At 37.7% G+C, this 21,376-nt stretch carries 20 protein-coding genes; 6 read left to right on the top strand and 14 right to left on the bottom strand.

Annotation, left to right across the window (positions count from 1 at the left end; all coding sequences use genetic code 11):
• Positions 1-274 precede the first annotated feature (274 nt).
• The 5 genes from M0R79_RS04630 (at position 275) to M0R79_RS04650 (ending at position 5,057) form a co-directional block, all read left to right on the top strand.
• Positions 275-1,414 (top strand): extracellular solute-binding protein, encoded by a 1,140-nt coding sequence (locus tag M0R79_RS04630; protein WP_248416167.1) that lies wholly within the window; start codon positions 275-277, stop codon positions 1,412-1,414.
• A 137-nt stretch (positions 1,415-1,551) separates the two neighbouring features.
• Positions 1,552-2,385: an ABC transporter permease gene (locus tag M0R79_RS04635; RefSeq protein ID WP_092569866.1), complete on the top strand. Its 834-nt coding sequence runs from the start codon at positions 1,552-1,554 to the stop codon at positions 2,383-2,385.
• Positions 2,386-2,395: 10 nt separating this feature from the next.
• Positions 2,396-3,382 (top strand): ABC transporter ATP-binding protein, encoded by a 987-nt coding sequence (locus M0R79_RS04640; protein WP_248416166.1) that lies wholly within the window; start codon positions 2,396-2,398, stop codon positions 3,380-3,382.
• Positions 3,372-4,208, top strand: coding sequence for an ABC transporter permease (locus M0R79_RS04645; protein WP_248416165.1), 837 nt, complete (start codon positions 3,372-3,374; stop codon positions 4,206-4,208). The genes M0R79_RS04640 and M0R79_RS04645 overlap by 11 nt, the downstream gene beginning before the upstream one ends.
• Positions 4,209-4,211: 3 nt before the next feature.
• On the top strand, positions 4,212-5,057 hold the full coding sequence (locus tag M0R79_RS04650; protein ID WP_092569860.1) for a glycerophosphodiester phosphodiesterase family protein: 846 nt from the start codon (positions 4,212-4,214) through the stop codon (positions 5,055-5,057).
• A gap of 63 nt (positions 5,058-5,120) precedes the next feature.
• On the opposite strand, the gene M0R79_RS04655 is transcribed toward M0R79_RS04650, so the two are convergent.
• The 4 genes from M0R79_RS04655 to M0R79_RS04670 all read right to left on the bottom strand — a co-directional run bounded on the left by M0R79_RS04655 (position 5,121) and on the right by M0R79_RS04670 (position 8,564).
• Positions 5,121-5,699, bottom strand: coding sequence for an HD domain-containing protein (locus tag M0R79_RS04655; protein ID WP_248416164.1), 579 nt, complete (start codon positions 5,697-5,699; stop codon positions 5,121-5,123).
• A gap of 100 nt (positions 5,700-5,799) precedes the next feature.
• Positions 5,800-6,603 carry a zinc transporter ZupT gene (zupT, locus tag M0R79_RS04660; protein WP_092569856.1) on the bottom strand — a complete coding sequence of 268 codons (804 nt, stop codon included), beginning with the start codon at positions 6,601-6,603 and terminating at the stop codon, positions 5,800-5,802.
• Between the two features lie 178 nt (positions 6,604-6,781).
• Complete coding sequence (locus M0R79_RS04665) at positions 6,782-7,249, bottom strand: O-acetyl-ADP-ribose deacetylase (protein WP_248416163.1); 468 nt, start codon at positions 7,247-7,249, stop codon at positions 6,782-6,784.
• Positions 7,250-7,328: 79 nt separating this feature from the next.
• Complete coding sequence (locus tag M0R79_RS04670) at positions 7,329-8,564, bottom strand: hypothetical protein (RefSeq protein WP_092569852.1); 1,236 nt, start codon at positions 8,562-8,564, stop codon at positions 7,329-7,331.
• A gap of 287 nt (positions 8,565-8,851) precedes the next feature.
• Here M0R79_RS04670 and M0R79_RS04675 point away from each other — a divergent pair, with 287 nt between their 5' ends.
• Positions 8,852-9,259 carry a hypothetical protein gene (locus M0R79_RS04675; protein ID WP_248416162.1) on the top strand — a complete coding sequence of 136 codons (408 nt, stop codon included), beginning with the start codon at positions 8,852-8,854 and terminating at the stop codon, positions 9,257-9,259.
• Positions 9,260-9,474: 215 nt separating this feature from the next.
• Here the strand turns inward: M0R79_RS04675 and M0R79_RS04680 are convergent, their stop codons facing one another.
• The 10 genes from M0R79_RS04680 to M0R79_RS04725 all read right to left on the bottom strand — a co-directional run bounded on the left by M0R79_RS04680 (position 9,475) and on the right by M0R79_RS04725 (position 21,277).
• Positions 9,475-11,001 carry an ABC transporter permease/substrate-binding protein gene (locus tag M0R79_RS04680; RefSeq protein WP_248416161.1) on the bottom strand — a complete coding sequence of 509 codons (1,527 nt, stop codon included), beginning with the start codon at positions 10,999-11,001 and terminating at the stop codon, positions 9,475-9,477.
• A complete protein-coding gene (locus tag M0R79_RS04685) occupies positions 10,998-11,729 on the bottom strand; it encodes an ATP-binding cassette domain-containing protein (RefSeq protein ID WP_248416160.1) in 732 nt (243 codons plus the stop codon). Before M0R79_RS04685 ends, M0R79_RS04680 begins: the two co-directional genes overlap by 4 nt.
• A gap of 188 nt (positions 11,730-11,917) precedes the next feature.
• Positions 11,918-13,213, bottom strand: coding sequence for a YjiH family protein (locus M0R79_RS04690; protein ID WP_248416159.1), 1,296 nt, complete (start codon positions 13,211-13,213; stop codon positions 11,918-11,920).
• Positions 13,214-13,590: 377 nt separating this feature from the next.
• The gene (locus M0R79_RS04695) at positions 13,591-14,595 is read right to left on the bottom strand and encodes an MBL fold metallo-hydrolase (RefSeq protein WP_248416158.1); all 1,005 of its coding nucleotides are present in this window, start codon (positions 14,593-14,595) and stop codon (positions 13,591-13,593) included.
• Positions 14,596-14,826: 231 nt separating this feature from the next.
• Positions 14,827-16,398 carry an ATP-binding cassette domain-containing protein gene (locus tag M0R79_RS04700; RefSeq protein WP_248416157.1) on the bottom strand — a complete coding sequence of 524 codons (1,572 nt, stop codon included), beginning with the start codon at positions 16,396-16,398 and terminating at the stop codon, positions 14,827-14,829.
• Between the two features lie 253 nt (positions 16,399-16,651).
• Complete coding sequence (locus M0R79_RS04705; RefSeq protein WP_092569842.1) at positions 16,652-17,119, bottom strand: hypothetical protein; 468 nt, start codon at positions 17,117-17,119, stop codon at positions 16,652-16,654.
• A gap of 91 nt (positions 17,120-17,210) precedes the next feature.
• Positions 17,211-17,672 (bottom strand): AI-2E family transporter, encoded by a 462-nt coding sequence (locus M0R79_RS04710; RefSeq protein ID WP_248416156.1) that lies wholly within the window; start codon positions 17,670-17,672, stop codon positions 17,211-17,213.
• Positions 17,673-17,766: 94 nt separating this feature from the next.
• Positions 17,767-18,111, bottom strand: coding sequence for a DUF6568 family protein (locus tag M0R79_RS04715; RefSeq protein ID WP_248416155.1), 345 nt, complete (start codon positions 18,109-18,111; stop codon positions 17,767-17,769).
• Positions 18,112-18,171: 60 nt separating this feature from the next.
• Positions 18,172-19,719 (bottom strand): LPXTG cell wall anchor domain-containing protein, encoded by a 1,548-nt coding sequence (locus M0R79_RS04720; protein ID WP_248416154.1) that lies wholly within the window; start codon positions 19,717-19,719, stop codon positions 18,172-18,174.
• Positions 19,720-20,122: 403 nt separating this feature from the next.
• Positions 20,123-21,277, bottom strand: coding sequence for a CapA family protein (locus M0R79_RS04725; RefSeq protein WP_248416153.1), 1,155 nt, complete (start codon positions 21,275-21,277; stop codon positions 20,123-20,125).
• Between the last annotated feature and the right edge of the window lie 99 nt (positions 21,278-21,376).

The following is a 21,376-nucleotide window of genomic DNA, read 5'->3' on the forward strand; positions in this document are numbered from 1 at the left end:
GAAAAATATTCTATATGAATCTTTTTAATCAGCTTGGAATCTCACCATGGATTTATTCTGAAATTGAATTCTAATCACAGTTTGATCAATCATTTTAACCCAAACACCATTAAGATAATTTTACCACTTCTATTAATCAATAAACTTTAATAATCTTGTTCATTCAGCTTTACATTTCATTTACTTAAAATTTACAATCCTACCGATAAAAATTTACAATGTTTTAATTTTGGCTTGATATACTTCTTATATAAATTTATAAAGGAGCATCTTCATGAAAAAATTTATTGCAAAAGCCCTAACATTGTCCTTAGCAATCGGTACTTTAGCTTCGTCATTCGTTAACGTCAATGCTGCTGAAAAAGAAAAAATCACGCTTTGGGGATCTGGTTCTGATAACGTAAAAATGGCCTTAGAATCTGTCAAAGATAAATTTAATGCTTCAGAAGATGGTAAAAAATATGAATTAGAAATCCAATGGATTACTTCTGGTTCTGGGGTTCAAGGTCTTCGAGACCGTGTCCTGGCTGCTGCTAAGGCTGGTGAAACAGACACAGACTATGACATTATTGAACTGGGTGCTGATGAATTCAAAACTTACACCAATGAAGTGGAAGATATTTTTGTTCCGCTTGATTTTTCTAAAATTCCTAATATTGAACGTGTGGCTGCTGAATTAGCTGAAGGCAAAGAGTTCTTGTCACCATACCGTGGAACCACCGTAGTACTCGCTTATGACTCTGAACGTGTTAAAGAAGTTCCTAAAACTGCAGAAGAATTATACCAATGGATTAAGGATCATCCTGGCAAGTTTGCTTACAATACACCTTCTTCAGGTGGAGCTGGAGGTTCTTTTGCGGTAACAGCTATTTATAACTTCTTAGATGAAGCCGCCCTTCAATCTGCTGATGAAGCCAATATGGAACAATGGACTCAAGGATTCGATTTATTAAAAGAACTTCACCCTTACTTATATCAATCTGGTGGTAAGACAGTTTACCCTCATAAGAACCAAGGAACTTTAGATTTATTGGCTAACCAACAAGTTGACATGATTCCTGCTTGGGCTGATATGGCTATTTCTCAAACTACAGAAGGTCGCTTACCTGAAACGACTAAGATTGCTCAAATTGACCCTTCATTTACTGGAAATTTAGTTACATTTGCAATGCCTAACATTGGTTCTAAGTCTGAGGGCGTTTATGCAGTAATGAATTTCATGCTTTCAGATGAGGCTCAACAAATCCTATTAGATGAATTAGCTGCCATTCCTTTAGTCGAAACACAATTTGAAAGTAAAAATGCTGAAATGTTAAAAGATATTTCGGTGGAAGCTTTCCGTCGCGCTTCAATTGGGGATCTGACTACCAAACTATATGAAAAATGGGATAGCGAAATCGGTACATTAGAATAATTTCTGCTTTCTGATGATACTATGCTCTAACTTTGTTTCATTTTTGCTCCCAAGATTTACTTAAATTAACCTTAACGGGCAAAGATCAACATATCTTGCCCGTTTGTTTTTTAATCATTTAGGAAGGATTGATCTTTATGATGTCTCCGCGGCGTTTCTATTATGCGATAGGTCCTAAAAAATTCTTTGAATTTATCTTCTTTGCAATTTTTTTGCTTTTCTTCTATGGCCCCTTAGTCAACAACTTAATGATAGCTTTCGCTAATATATATCGCTATCCTAATGTTATTCCCCAAGAGTTTGGTTTTGAATGGTGGAATTTTGTCCTCAGTCAGGAGAATCTAGTCTCTTCAATTGGGACTTCGCTCATTGTTGCAACCATCACTACCATTGTATCCTTGATCATTTGTTTACCCGCTGCTTATGCGATTGCTCGCTATAATTTCCCTGGACGCAAGTTTTTCATGTTTTCTTTCCTGTTAGGGAATGCCTTTCCCAAGATGGGCCTTTATATCTCTATGGGGATTATCTTTTATAAATTGAAATTAATGGGAACTTTGCCAGGTGTTATCTTGGTTCATATGATTAATACCTTAATGTTTATGGTTTGGTTACCTTCAGGTGCTTTTCGAGCGATTCATCGTCAGCAAGAAGAAGCGGGTCGTGATGTGGGTGCGTCTCCCTTCACTGTATTTCGGAAAATTACCCTGCCTTTAGCCATGCCGGGGATTGCGGTGGCATCGATGTATACGTTCCTAGGCTCACTTGAAGAAGCCCAAGGTACTCTATTAGTCGGTTTCCCTGAGATTAATACGATGGCAACGGCGATGTATGGGGTCATTATGCAATACCCGCCAACAGCTGGAGCCGTTTTCGCCTTAATATTAATGATTCCAACCTTAATTTTCCTTAGAGTCTTTCGCAAATATATCTCTTCCGATGCCCTTGGCAAAGGATTTCAGATGAAATAAAGGAGTCTTTATGAAAACTAAAGTACAAATTCAAAATTTATCTAAAATTTTCTCAAATGGTGATGGGGTTCGTGATATTAATTTAGATATTTATGAACATGAAATTCTAACCCTGCTTGGTCCCTCTGGATGTGGAAAGACGACGATTCTTCGCGCGATTGGTGGCTTTATTAAGCCGACTTCAGGTCAAATTCTGATTGATCAGCAAGATGTAACTCCGCTTGAACCAGAGCACCGGCCAACTGGGATGGTCTTTCAATCCTATAATTTATGGCCACATATGACTGTTTATGAGAATCTAGCATTTGGTTTGAAATTACGTAAGCTCAAGAAAAATGACATTAAAGAAAGAATCCATCAGATGCTAAAAATGGTTAAGCTAGTGGGTATGGAAGATAAATTTCCGGCTCAACTATCAGGAGGTCAGCAACAACGAATTGCAATTGCCCGTTCTTTATTATTAGAACCCGAAGTCTTATTACTCGATGAGCCTTTCTCTGCTTTAGATGCCAAAATCCGTCAAGAGATGCGTGAAGAACTTAAACGTATTCAACAAACGCTAAAAATCACTGTCATCTTCGTGACTCATGACCAAGAGGAAGCTATGGCCATCTCTGACCGTATTGTCGTCATGAATCAAGGTCATATTGCTCAAATTGGGAGCCCTGATCAAATATATGACCATCCTGAAAATTTATTTGTAGCCAATTTTATTGGGGCGATGAACCTGATTTCTCAAGGAGACCATACCCTAGCAATACGACCCGAAGCCATTAAAGTCGGTAGAAAAGACCAATTTAGTCATCAAGCAATCTTAGTGCATAAGATGATTTTAGGTCATTATACCCTCTTAGAAATTGAAGACAGCCAGGGCCAACACTATAAGTCCTATCAACAACGTAACCAGGCACTGGATTTAATTGAAGGTGACGCGATTAGTTTTGACTATGACCACAGTTTATCCTTCAATAAGGAGGGTTTGCTTCATGGAGAATAAATGGACACCCTATTTAATGGTACTTCCTGCTTTCCTAGTCATTGCCATTTTTGTTGCATATCCTGTCTTTAACGCCTTAGTGCTATCATTCACTCATCCAGAGACCGGTCAGTTTACTTGGGATAATTATAGCTATTTTTTTACCGATGACATTCAACGAGCTAATATTTTATATACCTTAAAGATTGTTTTTGAAACGGTTATATTTACTGGGATGATCGGATTCTTCCTAGCCCTCTATCTACGTTTCTCTAATAGTTGGATTGCCAAAGTTATTGGGAAATTAACCTTATTTCCTCGCTTTATTCCTGGGCTCGTTGCCGTGCAATCCGTTCTGGTCTTAATTATGGATGGGGGCGTCGTCTCTCGAATAGCTTCTCTGTTTGGTCTAAATTTTAACTTGGGCTGGATGTATTCCGAGAAAGCCATACTGTTCATGAATCTTTGGTTTAACATCCCCTTTTCTACTTTAATTATTCTTGCCTCCCTATCCAATGTGAAAGACTCTTATATTGAAGCAGCACGCGATATAGGGTCCAGTCATTTCGATATCTTAAAGAAAATCATTCTCCCGCTTTCTTATAAAGACATCCTAGTAGCTATGACCTTTGTCTTTATGTCGAATATTGGGTCTTTTACCACCCCGTATTTGCTGGGTGGTACCCATCCTAGAATGTTAGGGATTGCCCTCTATGATCAGTTTAACGCGTATATGTCTTATGAACGAGCGGCCGCTTTATCAGCGATTATGTTTGTCTTCTCTTTAGGTGCCGCCATCGTCTATGTAACTTCCAATTTGAAAGAATCACGTTGGCAGAAAGGATAAATCATGAACCTATCATATATTCAACGAAGCGCTCAAGTATTCCCTTTCCTTATTATGGCTCATCGAGGCTTTAGAGGTGGCAATATTATTGAAAATACGCGTCAATCTACTCAATTGGCCTTTATGGCTGGAGCTGATATTATTGAATTGGATGTCTGTCGCTCTAAAGACCATATCTATTATCTCTTCCATTCGACCCAAGAAGCTCAATTACTTGGCTTAGATCGTCATTTTCATGACTTATATTCCGACGAGATTGAAGCCGTTTATCAACGAAATTCAATTGGCCTGGAATCGAATTACAAAGTTGAGCGCTTAGAAGACTATTTAGCTTGGTTTCCGAAAGATAAGATGATAAATATTGACCGATCATGGTGGTATTGGGATGATCCTCAATTTTTTGAAATTTTTAAAAAATATAATGTCATCGATCGTTGTTTCTTGAAAAATAACTTAGCAGGTGACGGTTATGACTATCTCAAAGCCTTAAATAAAACGAATCAAAAAATAGCCTATCTTCCCATTGCCCATTGTCAAGAGGATTATTACCGAGTTAAAGATTTAAAGCAAATTCAACTGATTGGTATTGAAATGATTCTACTTAATGCCAACACTGACCTACTAGATGATAAATTTATCAAAGAGTTGCAAGCAAATCAACAAATTATCCTGATGGATGGGGAGAAGTTAGGGAAAGACAAACCCTTTTTCTTTGGCCGTGAAGATGATTACTCCTTATTTGAGAATCCGGATCAAGGCTGGGGGCAAATGTATCAATTAGGAGCAAATGTCATTGAAACCGATTGGCCCAATTTCCTCTACCAATACAGACAAAATATGAACAAATAAAACAATACAAGAGTGGAAGATCAATATGTAGATCCTCTACTCTTGTATTTTTGAGTTAATTTTTCATTTCCCTGCTCCCCTTTGTCTCTGGCCAATCTTCTCTAGCATATCTTGGCGGATGGCTTCTCTTAAAGTCGTGAAATAGGGTGAGAATTCAACCTTGTCGTCGCCATAGTGTAAGTTAAAGTCCAATTCATTCTCCGACCAAGTTGATAAGTCAGAGAAGTTATGCTGAATCAAGGCTTCTAAGCTGTCTATGGCCTTATAAACCTTGGCTTCTAAGCTTTGTCGTTCTGCCATTTCAACAAATAATGCCTTGAAGGCTTGGGCTTGATAGGTAGGAAAACTATCGAGCCACTGGTTGAGTAATTGTTCTTCTTTGTCCCGATGGTCTTGATTTTTGGCAAAAGCAGGAATATCTTGGGTAAAGCATTCCCCTAAATCATGAATAATACACATACGAATCACTTTATTCATATCCACCTCTTCGAATTCATTCATTAATAATAAAGCGATGAGGCTCATCATCCAAGTATGCTCTGCCACACTTTCCTGGCGCCCTTGTGAAGTATAGCAATGACGCGTGGTATCTTTAAGCCTTTCTGCAACGGTTAAAATATTCAATAATTCTCTTACTTCCATGCCATTTCCTTTCTCATTATGACTATATACATGCAAACTATATGAAAAAACCTACCAAGCAAAACTTGATAGGATAAATTGTATTGGATTAGATTGATAACTAGATGACTAGGCTCAGGGCAATGACTGCCATTCCTGTTAGAATACCACGGATTACAAATTTATGGTCTCCATATTTCTCAGCAATCGGTAATAATTCATCGATTGAGATATAGGTCATAATCCCAGCAATCATGGCAAAAAGTACGCCAAAAGTTGCTTCTGAAATAAACTGTCTAAATAAAAGAAATCCTAATAATGCTCCCAAGGGTTCTGAAACCCCGGACAGGAAGGAAATTCGAACAGCCTTACGCCGATTTGCGGTCGCAAAATAAATCGGAATCGCTACCGAGATTCCTTCAGGAATATTATGGATTGCAATCGCTAAACTTAAACGCAGCCCTAGCGCCGGATTATGTAAAGTGCCAATAAAATTAGCAAATCCTTCGGGAAAATTATGAATGGCAATTGCCAACATGGTTAGAATCCCTACCCGATAAAGTTCCCCAGAACTTAAAGTAGGATCAGCATGTTGATGATTTAAACTAGATTTAAAGAAATCTGGGCTGGGAACAAATCGGTTAATTGCAATTAAGATAATCATGCCAGCGAAAAAAGCTAGAGTGGTATAAATTAGTCCTAGGCGGTCACCATAAATTTCGGCCAAGGCTACTCGAGATTCTGGTAAGATTTCAATCAAAGAGAGATACAACATGACTCCAGCTGAGAAACCTAGCGACCCGGCCAAGAAGTTAGTATTTAATTCACGTTTACGGTACACGACTAAACTACCAATTCCGGTTGAAAGTCCCGCTAATAAGGTCACCAGAAAGGCCAACAATAATTCTTGCCAATGATTCGTCATATCTATCTCCCTAATTAATCATTTCGACCACAAATTATAACATTTTTTGAGGCGGAAATGACACCTTTTCTTAAATTTATTCTATGTTGAATGTAACAAAATCAGCTCATTCTCAAAAATGAAAAGTTATGGATTAAGCTGATCAAAGCATTCACAAAAATATATCGTAATGATGAAATTATTGATCAAACAATACTAAATACACGTCCATCTCAGAGTTGTGCTTCTTTAAAAATCCTTCAATCGAATCTTGAGCAATTTGAACCGCTTCTTCATAGGGATAAGCAAAAACCCCAGCAGAAATTAAGGGAAAAGCAATGGACTGACAGTCATATTGATCGGCTAATGCCAAACTATTCTGATAACAAGCGATTAAAATCTGAGCCTCACCGTATTGACCCCCTCGATAGCGGGGACCTACGGTATGAATGACATATTTAACCGGTAGTTGATAGGCTTTGGTAAGCTTTGCCTGACCAGGCCGGCAGCCACCTAATTTACGACATTCCTCTAATAATTCGGGTCCAGCCGCCCGATGAATCGCCCCATCAACGCCCCCACCGCCAAGTAAAGACTCATTGGCCGCATTAACAATCGCATCTCCTTGAAATTCAGTAATGTCTCCTTTAATCATCGTAAACGTCATCTCTATCCCTCCTAATCCATCATAACACAAAAACCACGCCCGAAAGCGTGGTAAAAAGAAAGCCATAATTATAAGTTTACTACTGATCAACATTCTGATTGACTGGCCAGCGGTCAAATCCGGTTCCAGTATATAACATTGGCATCATATAAACAAAGTGACCGGCAATTAGTCCTAATACTGGATGACCTAAACCAAGGTCATTGCCAGCCAGAGGCAGAAGTTGCCAAATAAATGGCCAAATCAAACCGAAGATAGATCCAAGAACGATCACGATGATAAATTGACGTAGAATGCGTCGCCCTTCATGCCCCCCTACTTGATCAATATGAGGATAATCTTCAAAAAGTTGATGCCAGGTTAACATCACATTGATGATTGACAGGGCAAAAGATGCGACCATCAAATCATTGTCAGGCAGATTCGCTGCACTTGCAATCGGAGCTAAGATTGTTTTAAGGACAGGATGCAGGACAAAAGCGGCCAACATAGCAATGACCAGACCGACCAAACCAGACCAAGGCTGTTTACGCGTAATCCAACGTTGAGGATACAAGGCAAATCCTTCGGCTGGAATTAAGAAGAATAAGATAAAAAGTTGGAACCAAGCTAGTTCACCATGCCAACCTCCCCATGGGTTACGAGTGATCGCTTGGCCCATATATTCAATCGGTTCCATAAATCCAGGAATCATGATGCCTAACCAGACTAAGATGGCAATGCCCAAACTCAAGGAGAAATTGATAAAGCCAATCGTTTTAGGATCATCTGTAAATAACTGAGCGGGCCACTTACCAAATAACGAAACAGATGGAATTTGAGCCAGAATAGCTGCTAAAGCAAAGAAGTTCAAAGCAGTAAAGCTCTTGATGGCAATGCTGGCAGCTTGATCATTCTCAGGACGGAATAAATAAGTTAAACTAAATGGTTCCCACCAGAAGCCTAGGAAGATAGTAAAGACGAAAAAGGCAATCAATCCCCAAAGCATACTTCTTAAGAGATATCTAAGCCCTACCCCGGGCTGCTTAATACCATGGTCATATTTCCCTGGATTACCTAGATTTAAGGCCATCCAAATCCATGGTGTAATCACTAACCAAAAGAAGGCGCCTTCGACAGCAACGGTCATCCAAGCACTGGCTAATTCAGGGCTTAAGCGATTAAGGGCAGATCCGCTGATTAACGTAAATATAAATTTAAATAGCTGTGAGAAAACAATCCAAAACACATTAGCCGTAATAAATACAGAAATAAATGCCACTAATCCATTCACTAAAGTGTTATCAAATCTTTTTTTATTAATAAATTCTGTCATATCTTTCCTTCTTTCTTTATGAAGTACCTAAGATATGGCCTTATCTTAGAAATAGTCCTAATTCATTAAAATGAAATTAGATGATAGCGCTTTCCCCTATATTTTAACCGATAGAATCTAATAGTCAATTTAAATTGCTAGCCCCAATCATTAATTAAAATAATGATAAAATTACTAAAAATTATAATAAAAAAAGAAAAGTGCATTAAATCTTAATCTAAGCTAATTTATGGGCATTTTCGCTCAAAAGTTATAAAATATACTTATAGATAGGAGGAGAATGTAAGATGACTCAAGAAGAATTAATTGATCAACTAAATGATGACCATCAAGATCGTCGACTTCCAGAAGATGCCGACAAATTATTAACGGAGACAATGAACCAAATTAATGGGTTCCTGAAAGACTTTACCAATCAACTCGCCCAGAGCGATCTAGATCCTGATGAATATTTCCTCGGCTCGGATGGAATTATGTCGGTCCTGACTCTTTCCTTACAAAAGAACAAACTCAATTTCTCCCGTTACCAAGATGGGATTCTGGTGGAATTCTATAATCAGGCGACTGATGAAGTCAGTAAATTAGACCAATTGTACTTTGATGAGGGCAAGTTACAATCCAGGTATTATCAGGAAGATATTAGCAGTGAATTGGTCGACCACTACTTGGAAAGCTTTCGCCAAGCGAAGAAATAAAAGGCAGAGGATCATCGAATAGACCGATTTCTTGTTAACTTGCTATTCTCCCCTTGTGACCTTTTAATAGCATAAAACCCAGCATATTAAAAGCTCAATCTGTCCTGCACAGAACTTAGTCAAGCTTTTAAATGGCTGGGTTTATTTTAATAACCGAAATATACTCTTCATTCAGCATCTATCACAATAAATTCGCCAACTGTTTTTTTAATGATTTAGCGGGTTAATAAATTTTGCGATTTAAGGTATTCTTCAGCAACTTCAGCAGCAGATTTACCATCGACCTTGACCTGATAATTCATCTGCCGCATTTCTTCTTCACTGATTTTTCCGGCTAATTGATTGAGACAATCCTCAAGTTCTGGATGGTCTTTCAATAAACCAGGTCTCAGTAGAGGGGCTCCCTGATAAGGCGGAAAGAGTTGCTGATCATCTTCTAACACTCGCAAACCATATTCTAGTAATTCACTGTCCGTTGAATAGGCATCAATCAATTGAATCTGCCCTTCTTGAATGGCTTGATAACGCAGTGCGGGTTCAAAGGTTGAGACTTGTAAGTTTAAACCATATTTCGACTGCAAGCCCAAATTCCCATCAGGTCGGTCATTAAATTCCAAAGTGAAACCGGCCTGAATTTGTTTTTCAATCTTTTTAAGATCCGAAATCTTTTCGATATGCTGGTCTTGAGCGAGATCTTCCTGCATAGCTAAAGCATAAGTATTCTGATATTGCATCGGTAAGAGATAATCCAATTGATCTTGTTCAGCAATGCCTTCCTTGGCCAAGCGATAAACTTCTTCAGGATTGGTACTACTTGGAGGAACATCGGCTAATAAACTGTAAGCAATGGTTCCGGTAAATTCGGGATAAATATCCACTTGTTTGGCCTTTAAGGCTTCATACAAGAAACTTGTTTTGCCGAAATTTGGTTCCAGTCGCACGCTTAAATCGGTCTGATCTTCGATCAATAATTTATACATATTGATCAGAATTTCTGGTTCAGGGCCTAGTTTACCTGCAATGACCAATTCATCCGATTGGCCGGCCATTTTATTCAAATATTTTGGCCCATAGGAAGCGCCTAAAGCCATGATTAAGACGAGAAAGGCTAAGAAAATCTGCTTAAGGGACTTCTTCTCCAAGAAAGCAATAAAACTAGAAAATAGGATGGCTAACAATGCCGAAGAAATGGCGCCGATTAGAATCAGGTCCATATTATGACGGTCAATCCCTAATAGAATAAAACTTCCTAAGCCGCCGGCACCAATTAAAGCGGCCAGAGTCGCCGTACCAATAATTAATACCGCCGAGGTGCGTATTCCAGAGATAATGACTGGCATCGCTAAGGCCAGTTCAAATTTCTTCAGGCGTTCCCACTTCGTCATACCAAAAGCCTTGGCTGCTTCGACCAGATTAGGATCTAAATTCACTAGACCCGTCAAGGTATTCTGCAATATGGGAAACATTCCATAGACGACCAGAGCAGTGACTGCCGATCCGGTCCCAATCCCCAGAATTGGAATTAACAAACCTAATAAGGCTAAGGAAGGAATGGTCTGAAATACACCTGCAATCTGCACAGCTATTTGACGCAAACGAGGATAATTAGTCAAAAGAATGGCCAATGGAATCGCTAAGACAATGGCGAGTAATAAGGCAAACAAGGATATTTGTAAATGTTCGGCTAAAGCTACTAGCCAGTCGGCAAATCGTTCTTGAAAGGTTTGAATCAAAGAGGTCATGCTCCTTCCCCTCCCCCATGAAATAATTCTTCCACCCACTGATTAGCTGGTTGGTCACGGACTTGGTCAACACTGCCGACTTGAATCATCTCGCCGTCTTTCATAACACCAATTCGATCAGCCAATAAACAGGCTTCATTCATATCATGCGTTACAAAGACAATGGTCATCTTCAATTCTTGGTGAAGTTGTTTAATTAATTCTTGCAGTTGACTCCGTGAAATAGGATCTAGCGCAGAGAAAGGTTCATCCATCAAAAGAATATCAGGGTGAGAAATAATACTCCTTAAGATACCTACCCTTTGCTGTTCGCCACCCGATAAATCTTTAGGTAAACGATTCAAATAGGTATCTGGATCAAGATCGACTTTCTCTAGGAGTTTCTTACATTCGGTCAATCGTTTAGCTTTGGGCCATTTTTTCATTTCGGGAATGAGGCTAATATTCTCGACTACAGTCATATTCGGAAATAAAGCAATCTGTTGTAAGACGTAACCAATCTCTAAGCGGAGGGGGCGTAACTCATAGGACTGTATATCGCGACCATCCTTGTAAATAACCCCTTCTTCAGGTTCAATCAAGCGATTAATCATCTTCAGGGTTGTGGTCTTTCCACTCCCACTTTGGCCTACTAAGACAAAGAATTCACCTTTATCAATCTTTAAGTTTAACTGTTTGACTACCGGCTTGTCCTGGTAGATTTTACTTACATTTTTAAATTCAATCATCCCATGCTCCTTTACTGTTGATCTGAGAATTAGATATTGACATGGATTGAACTATCTTCATCATTTGATGGTAACTTTGTCATCGATGAGATGCAAACGATACGCTTGATTACAGGTTCTGCTCATACAAAATAAAGGGAGAATGACCGATGGTAATTCTCCCTTGTCTCCTGTCTATTCTAATAAACTTAGATAAATAACCAATATACTAATGGTGTGGCCATTAAGATAGATAAGACGACCCGTTCAAACCAAATGATCAAGAAGTCTTTAATATGTAAGGGAATTTCGGTCGCCATGATACAAGGAATCGAGGCGGAGAAGAATAGTATTTCAGAGATTGAAACAATGGCAATGACATAACGCACCGGTTCGGCGGCATTAACCACTAGCAAGGTCGGCAAGAACATCTCAGCAATACTTAAGGCAGCTGCCTTGGCGGCTAACATGGCTTCCGGCAATCTGACTAGCCAGGTGATTGGATAGAAGATATAACCCAGCCAGTCGAATAGTGGTGTATATTGAGCTAGAATCAGTGACAAGATACCCACTGACATTAAGGATGGGGCGATTTTAACCGACATGGTCAGGCCATCTTTGAAATTTGAAACAATATTATCGATTAATTTAGGCGCTTGAGCGGAAACGGCAAGTGCTTCTTGCCAGGCCACTTTGAGTCGGTCAGCTTTGACGTCTTGTTCAATTTCAGGGGTGGCTTCTGGATAATACGTCGTTGATTTAGTAGCCAAGGGATAAAGGCGAGTGGTTAACATGGTGACCACAAAGGTCACGATAATCGTGGTCGTAAAATACAAGAGCCATTGATCCATCAACCCCGCTGTCTTGGCGACAATAATCATGAAAGTCGCTGAAACCGTTGAGAAGCCAGTCGCAATAATAGCCGCCTCTCGTTGATTATAGCGCCCTTCCTTATAGACCCGGTTGGTAATTAATAAGGCGATTGAATACGAACCGACAAAAGAAGCCACGGCATCTACCGCACTTCGTCCCGGTGTCCTAAATAAAGGCACCATAATCGGTCGCATCAGCACCCCAATGAATTCCATTAACCCATAAGAAACAATAAAAGCCAAGAAGACAGCCCCGATCGGTATAATGGTCGTTACCGGGGTGACAATCTTCTCAAAGATAAAGGGAATCATATCTTCCTTCAATAAATCTTGAGGTCCAATCTTAAAGAGATACATGGTTAAGAAAGGAATCGCCGTAATCTGGATCAAGGAAAGAATCCGAGTAATGTTATTCTTCTTCCATGATCCTGTTACAAAAGGTAAGATACTTCCGACAATAATCAACAAGGACCCCGTCACTAAGGTTAGATTCGGAATACTCTGAATGCGCGCTACAATATGATCAATGGGAATGGTATTGGTCTCACCAATCTGAATCGGAACAAAAAACATAAAAATACCAAATAAACTATATACAATAAATTGAAAAATGGATCGATTTTTCGAATTCATCGCCTCACCCTTTCATTCTGAAATTATCATGAGAATAATGATAAATTTTACTTATTAGAATTGTAACATATGCTAAGAATTCTTCGAACTAATATACTTATGCTAATATAATGAAATAATTTTAGTAACATATGATTGGCTCAGATAAAATACCACTTATGATCCAGGATGACTTGATTTCTTCTTCATATATCTTGCTCAGTGATGATTTTGAGCATAAAAAGACTAGATACTGCTCCTATAGATTACTTGATGATGGATTTTAACTTGCTTAGACTTCTATTTTCTGACCGACGAAGGGGCAATTTATCTAACAAGTTCTATTCATCAAGCGAATGCTGCTTAGGTCAATATCTAGTGAGTATTCACTATAAAACTTATGCGAAATCTGTCACATCAATCTGTTGACGGACTTTCTTAAAATAAAGTGTTCCCGACACTTTAGTTAGCTCCAAATAGGATAGATTAGCCAGATATTCTGCATGGGCCATGGTTTCTCCAGCAGCGAACCATTTCTGACTCTTAGGAAAATCATCCCAACTCTCGGCTTTGATGCGCCAACTGATTTTGGCCGAAATATCGCGAATGGTATAAGCCTGGCCAATTTCCATGGCATCTAAGATTTCCTGCATCCGTTCATAATGATGCTGAATAATCTGATCCATACGTTGCTTCGGTGAGTCAATAATTTTACGATGAGTGGCAAACATTAATTTTAGCGGTAAAGATTTCAACCGTCTTAAAGTATTCAAGTAAGCACCCAGGATACTAGGATATTGAGCCCCCCAATAAGTAATATTTGGAGTCATTGGGTCAAGGACTGTATCTGCACTAAAGATAATCTGTTTATCATGATCATATAGGCCAATATGTCCCGGCGTGTGACCTATCAAGTTCAGAATCTCAAAATGGTAGTCCCCCACACTGAACTTCTCACCTATATTGAGAGGAATATAGTCAAAAGGATGAGCCAATTGATAACGATAGCCGGGATTATCCATAATTTGTAATTCATCTTCATGCATGCCGTATAAAAGGCGAAAACTATCCATCAAATGCCAATATTTACCACTCACCATGCCATTGGCATAAGTGGCATCTATCGGATTGGCGTAGATCCGACAACCTGCATCACTAAACAAATGTGTCAACCCAGTATGGTCAGCATGTAAATGAGTGAGTACCAAGTCCATATCCTCGATCTTTAAATCCAGTTCAGCTAGCCCAGACAGGAGAGCCGCTTGACATTGGGGTAAATTATAAGCCGTGTCAAATAGGACATTGCGTTCCGGACCTTTAATGACATAGGAATTAATCTGTTTAAGCGGACTATTGGGCAAAGTAATCGAAAAACTATAAAGATTGGGTAAGATTTCACGCATCCTATTCCCTCCTGCAACCGTTTTATCATAGTCATATTATAACGATAGCAAGATTTTGCTGCAATTTATCAGGTTTGAGATTTATTTATAGTTTCCATCAATGTTACTTAGAGAATAAATCTGAAATAAAATTAAGGTTGAAAAAAAGCTTTTCCCAATCAAAAACCACTGCATAGCAGTGGCGGTTAATAGGAGTTCTATAATGCATGTTAGGTTGATATCCCAGAAAAGTTACAAATTAATAATTTTATTATATTTAAGAGAGTCTTTCGGTGTAATATGATGTTCAACATCGATGATTGTATCAAAATATGTGAAAATGACTTGATTAATTTGTTCAGCACGTTTCAAATCTAATCCTGATAAGACCTCATCGACCAAAAGTATATTTTTTTGATGTAATATCGCTCGAGCTAATTCTAGTCGTTTAATTTCTCCATTTGAAAGAGTTCGTCCTCCATCGCCTATTTCTGTGTGTAAGTCGGTATGATTTGCCAATGAACCTAAGCCGACTTTTTTTAACACGTCGATTATTTTTTCTTCGGAAATATTTTTATCCCAAATCAAATTAAATAGAAGTGTATCATTAAAAATAAATGGATTTTGATCAATAATGGCCACTTGATTATATATGCCATTATTAAAAATTGTATTGTTATATGATATTCTACCTTTTTGCGGAATAAATTCATTTAAGATCACTTTTAAAAGAGTAGATTTTCCAGATCCTGAAGCCCCTTTAATTAAAATTTTATCGCCTTTTTCGATATTTAAATTGAAATTATCAAATAAAATATGCTTGTTCCTAATAATCGATAAATCTTCAATTTCAATCAAATTATTTGTTTGAATTAAATTTAGTTTTTGATTATTATTCATAGGCTGTTCGTGCAAAACATTCTCTAAAATTGGCTTTGTTGTCAGCATTTGATTGTAATAATGAGCAATCGAAATTAAAGGAGTAGTTACCCTATCCGAAGCCATATATGCTGTTAAGAGAATACCTGCATTGACTTGCCCTTTTTTTACTAAGTCAACACAGATAATGAAACCGAAAACAATTGACCATATGTACAAAATATTAATTAATTTTGAAGAAATACTTTGTTTAATTCTCATGAAAAGATACTTATTTTCTAAATTCTTCAAAAAACTTTTTACATGATTAAAAATATATTCCTTAATTTGATAACGTACTATTAATGATCTACCTTCTAAACCATCTTCTAAAACCTTTACATATTTTCTATTACTCCATTGCCAATCTTTTGTTGAATTTTGCAACCATTTTGAAGTAAGCGAAGGGACAAAAGTAGGTATAAATCCTAAAACTACGAAAATTAACCCTACTTTCCAGTTGATATAAACTAAGAAACTAAGTGTGATAATAGATTGTAGAATAGAATAGATAATACCTTTAATACTTAATAAGAAATTGTTTTCTATTTCTTTGGTATCACTCAAGATAGTTGTTGTAAAATCTGTAGTATGATTCTGCTTACCTTCAAATGAATATGAATTTTCAAAGATATTTGTTTTTAAATCAATGTTAGTTTTTTCAACGATCTTTCCAAAATAATAATTATCCATTAGTAAAGCAATTATTACGAATGTTACACTAAATCCCCACATTAATAAGCTTCCATATAAACGATCAAATTTTCTTTCATTAATAAAATTAGTAATCTGACCAATGAAAAAAGGTGAAATAACTCCATCAAGAGCAGATATCGTCATAAAAATAAAATTTAAAATGAGATACTTTGTTTTGTCTTTTAGTATTTCTTTGATATATCTCGACATTCTTTCACCTTTTCTATGGTATATAAGCATCTGAGATATCCTTAAATTCTAGTGTATTGTCAAAATATTTTAATACTAATCTCAATGTATTAAGAATACCCAATCCCCCATTACCATAATCATCTGAAAATTCAAATTGGTTTTCGTTTATGAATCCAAACCCGTTATGATTTTGGTCAAAGTGAATCGTTGAACAATTAATGCGTTGATAAAAAATATTATTAAAATTATATTTTAATGTTACAAATCTAATTTATTTTGCTTGTCGGGTAGCTAAGTATTCTTGAATATTTAAAATAGGTTTACCACTATTGGTATAAAGCCATTCCTTCGCTTTTTTGCTATCAGCCATGGCCACAATGATTCGATCTCGATGAGGTTCTGCTAATTCGTCAAATAATAAGGTTTCATCATCAAGATTAAGTTGCTTGCGTTTGGACATGATTTCGCCACTGGACATCAGCCGATATTTTCGGCTAGGAAGTGATTCATGAATCACTCGAGGTTCAATTCGATAATAGTAGTTATCATCACCATAGGTAATCTCTAAAGCACCAGTATTGGTGCGAATTTCTTGAACATCGCGGTAATTATCATTTTGCAATTCCCACCAAGCTTTGATTCCTGCCAAAGCTTCTTCTTCTGTTTCATAACTTCCGTGTTCTTTCTGAACTTCGTTCCGCCGATTAATCCAATAATTCGTATAGACTGTATGTGGCATGACCAACACCCTCTCCTATTTCTTACATATTCATTCTAACATAGATTAGATTATATGGTAAGTCTCTAATTGTTCTCCTTATTTTCTCTTTTTAATAGGTTTTTTGACCTTTCAACCAATGATATAGCACCGCGGCTAAGGGAAGCAATAAAGGAATAGCCAGCCAGGCAAAGACATTAAAGACCAGACTACAGAGAATTACCAGAAATATCGGTAGGTAAAAAGGAATAGCAAAATCTTTGCCAAGCAAATAATTCTCCATCACTTGGCGCAAGATGAAGCTAGTCAGCCACAAAGTAAATAAGGCAACGGTTAATGTTAACTGACCTTGAAGGAGACAAATTATGATCCAAGGAATGAAGATGATACCACTGCCTAATAAAGGAAGCGCATCGACCAAGCTAATCCCGAAAGCCAGTAAGATTGGATGAGAAACATTCATTAAAGATAATCCAACGGCAAAAATTAAGAACATGATACTTAACAATTTGATTTGGCTTTTAAAATATTGGCGATAAGCCCAGAGGCATCGATGGATGAAATGATAATTCATAAGCCCCCTCCTTTACTTGAATAGTTTATCGCAAAAACATAAAAATCCCTCCGTCTAAGGAAGGATTTGTGTAATTTAGTTATGAATCTAAAAGTTAAGCCTGTACAAATTCGGCAATCTCAGCTTCAGTCATCGAGCTATCACAACGGACTTTGACTTCTTCGCCAGCATAGATTAAACCAGGCACCGTTTCAACGCCATATTTTTGGCGGAAGTCTTGGATTTCTGTGGCATAACGTGGGTCTTGTGAGAACAAATAATAAACATTTAGTTGATGTTCTTGGGCTACTTGATAGAGCTTAGGGATAAACTTTTGGCAGAATGGACAATTTGGCCGACCGACAAAGATAATATTCCCGTTTCTTTCTTGTATTAAACTTTCAGCTTTGGCTGGATCAATTGAAGTAAATGAATCAAGTTGTTCCTGTATATTTGACATAAACATCCTCCTTACACTCTTAAGTATACGCTTCTTTCATCAATTCAGCGAACAAAATGTTTAGTCGAGTGAGATATCCTCTTGTTTTCGGGCTTGTTTACGTTTATGGCGATGAATAAGCAAGACTCCTGCGAGTCCAATAATGAGTAGTCCAAGCAGGATGCGATTGATTCCCGCAACTTCTCCCGTTGTCGGAAGCGCTAAAGGTTTGCTGTCTTTTTCTTTTTTAGCTGATTTTTCTTTTCCCTTTGCTTGGTTGTGTTTTAAATTTTTTGTGGGGGTCTTTTTCCCTTTCTTTTTCAATTTATCCTTTAATTGGCTCAATTTCTCATGCTGGTCGATTGAATCTTCTGAAGGACTGATTAAGCCTTCTTCAATAGAAGATGATTGGTCTTCTGATGTTGTCGCTGAGTTACTTGAAGCGAAGGATTCAGGACTAGTCTCCAAGAGTGGCTCGGCTGAAAAGCCGGTTTGATCATTGGGAACACTTTGCCAAAGGCCCTGGTCTTGGTCAAAAATAACCAATTTGATTTGATAGCGTTGATGGAGGGTCTTTAGCTTAGCAATGCTGGTTTCATCAGTGTATTGCTTATGGTTTAAGAAATCGGCCAGACTTGCTTTAATTTGAGTAAAATGCTCTGCATTAATGGCAACAAAATATAGAAATTGCTCTTCTTTTAGTTGCCATAAATCGTGATAACTTTCCTGATAACGTGAAAAATCATGGTCTTTCTGATATTGGGCATATGCGTAACTAGCGATCAATTGTAATTCATTGAGACCCATTTCATTAGCATATTGATAGTCAGCTAACTGCGCTTCATTAAAGACGACTGGTACTTTATTTATAGATAAATTAGTCGCTTGTTGAGATGTTAGCAAATCTTGGTAAGTTTGATGAATATCAGCGAAAGTTACCCCTTGGTATGCTTTAGGGACCAATTTGGCTAATTTTTGATCGATTTTGGTCAGATATTGTCCTAAATCGCTACCTTCCATATCAGTCAATCCCAGTTCGTCTTGGTAATAAGGACTTGAATAAGGATAGAGTAAGCATTGGTTCTGTTGTAATTTATCATCTTCTTGTTGAATGATGCGCTCTTCCAACGTTTCGATATCAAAAGCCACTTGTTGATGGCGAGATTCAATCGCATCGCGTTGCGCAATTAAGTGATTGATTTCATTCTCAATCTCATTCATTTGTTCTTCTAATGCTAGGACACGAGCATCTTGGCTCAGCCAGTCCAGTTGATCTTCTTGAGCTAATTCTTGAAAGCTTGGAAGCTGGCTTGCTTCTTGATATATCTGATCGATTAACTCCTCCATTTGACTATTGAGTTGGCCCAAGGAGTCTTGATCTCCTTGTTCTAATCTTTCAATCTGAAGGTTAAGATCCTGATAACTTTCTTCTAATTCTTTGAGTTCAGCTCGCAATTCTTCTAGTTTCAGAGCAATAGATTCATCTTCCTCTTGCGCTTGATCTCCACCTCGAATTAGTTGAATACAGTCTTCACGATTAATATCAGCGATTGGCAGTTCTTGGGTCAAAATATAGGGATCTTCAAGTTCAATACTTTCATATTCCTCAGCTTCCACTATTTTAGTCATTAATAAGCAACTTATCCATACAAGCTTTATCCACTTCATTCGCAATAAAATCTCCTTCTAATATTCTCAAGGATAATTAGACAAGAAGTAGACAAAATACGAATAAAATTATTAAATTTTTAAAATTTTTAAAATAATTTTTCTAGCCATAAATTATGAGTTCGCAAAAATTTACTGATCTCAAAGATCAGTAATTCCCTCAAGATATTCACGTCTTTCTTAGTCAATATTTTGTGATAAAATAATTCAACTTGTATGATCAAGCAGATAAGGCTAAAAGCAGACTTGCTAAGCTAAAAAAGAAAACAACTTACAAAGTTGTCCCCCGATTCGCGAATCAGTCCAATCTTTGTAGCTGTTTTCTTATCAATTTAATTCGAATTGTTATTCTTATTTTGCTCAATTAATCTAAATATTCGACAACTTCAATCTCTGGGTTATAAGTCTGGATTCGATCTTTAAGTTCGGCAAACTTAGCAGGCACATCTATAACCCCTAAGTCAGCAGCATCTGCCAATGGTAGGACCGAATAATTAGCAAATTCAGGATAGCCAGGATTATAAGTGGGCATCATGCGCATCTGATCAATGGTTACTTTATTATTACTGTCGATCTTGAAGCGATATTCCCAGATAGATCCAACCTTCTGATCTAATTGAACCTGACCAGATAAGAAGTTCCCGTGTGAGTAGAATCCTGCTTGCGATTCATTCCAAATAATACCTGGCTGCAAGACATGAGGATGGCCCCCAATAACGAAGTTAGCCCCAGCCTCTTTGGCCACATTAAAGACTTCTTCTTGCCAAGCACTTGGATAGAAATCATTCTCTTCACCAATATGGAATATTACAATAGAAACATCACAGAATTTCTTTAAACGTTCTATCTCCAAACGAATCAACTCATTATCAATCAAAGTCGCCAAATAAGTTTGATCTTCTGGGAGATAATTGCCGTTTAAGCCATAGGTATAAGCCAGAAAACCGACTTTAACCCCATTCACATCTAACACCCGTGGAGTATTATAATCGTCCCAATTTTCATAAGAGCCAACATATGGCATGCCTTTTTCTTTGAGCGTAGCAATTGATGCCAGTGCCCCTTCCGGTCCCCAATCCATGGTATGATTAGTTGCATTATTAACGATATCTACCCCAACGTTCTTTAAGGTATCGATGATTTGTTCTGGAGCATTAAACACGGGATAAGAAGAGACCCCTAATTTAGAGCCGGCCACGATGGTTTCCATATTAGCCGTGGTGATATCAGCGTTCTCTAAGTATGGTTTAACCTGGGTGAACATTTTATCAAAGTTGTAAGACCCATCTGGAGTCGCTCCATCCCAGTAAACATAATCATGGAGCAAGATATCACCAATGGATCGCACGGTCACGTATCGGTCTGGCACTGCTTCGGTCGTCGATTCTTGAACAATTTCAGAAGCTTGGCTGTTTTCCTGATCTTGATTTGAGCGATTGGCTTGATTTTGACAAGCTGTCATTAAAAAAGCCAACCCACAAAGGAATATAAATTTGAGTATGGTTGTTGCTTTTTTCATCTGATTTACCTCTTTCAGCATAATCCACAGTATTACATTATTTAATAGCTTAATCATACCCTACTTAGCTCTAAGTCACAAGATAAGCTAGAAATATTG

Source organism: Ignavigranum ruoffiae, assembly GCF_023195815.2.
GTDB lineage: Bacteria > Bacillota > Bacilli > Lactobacillales > Aerococcaceae > Ignavigranum > Ignavigranum ruoffiae.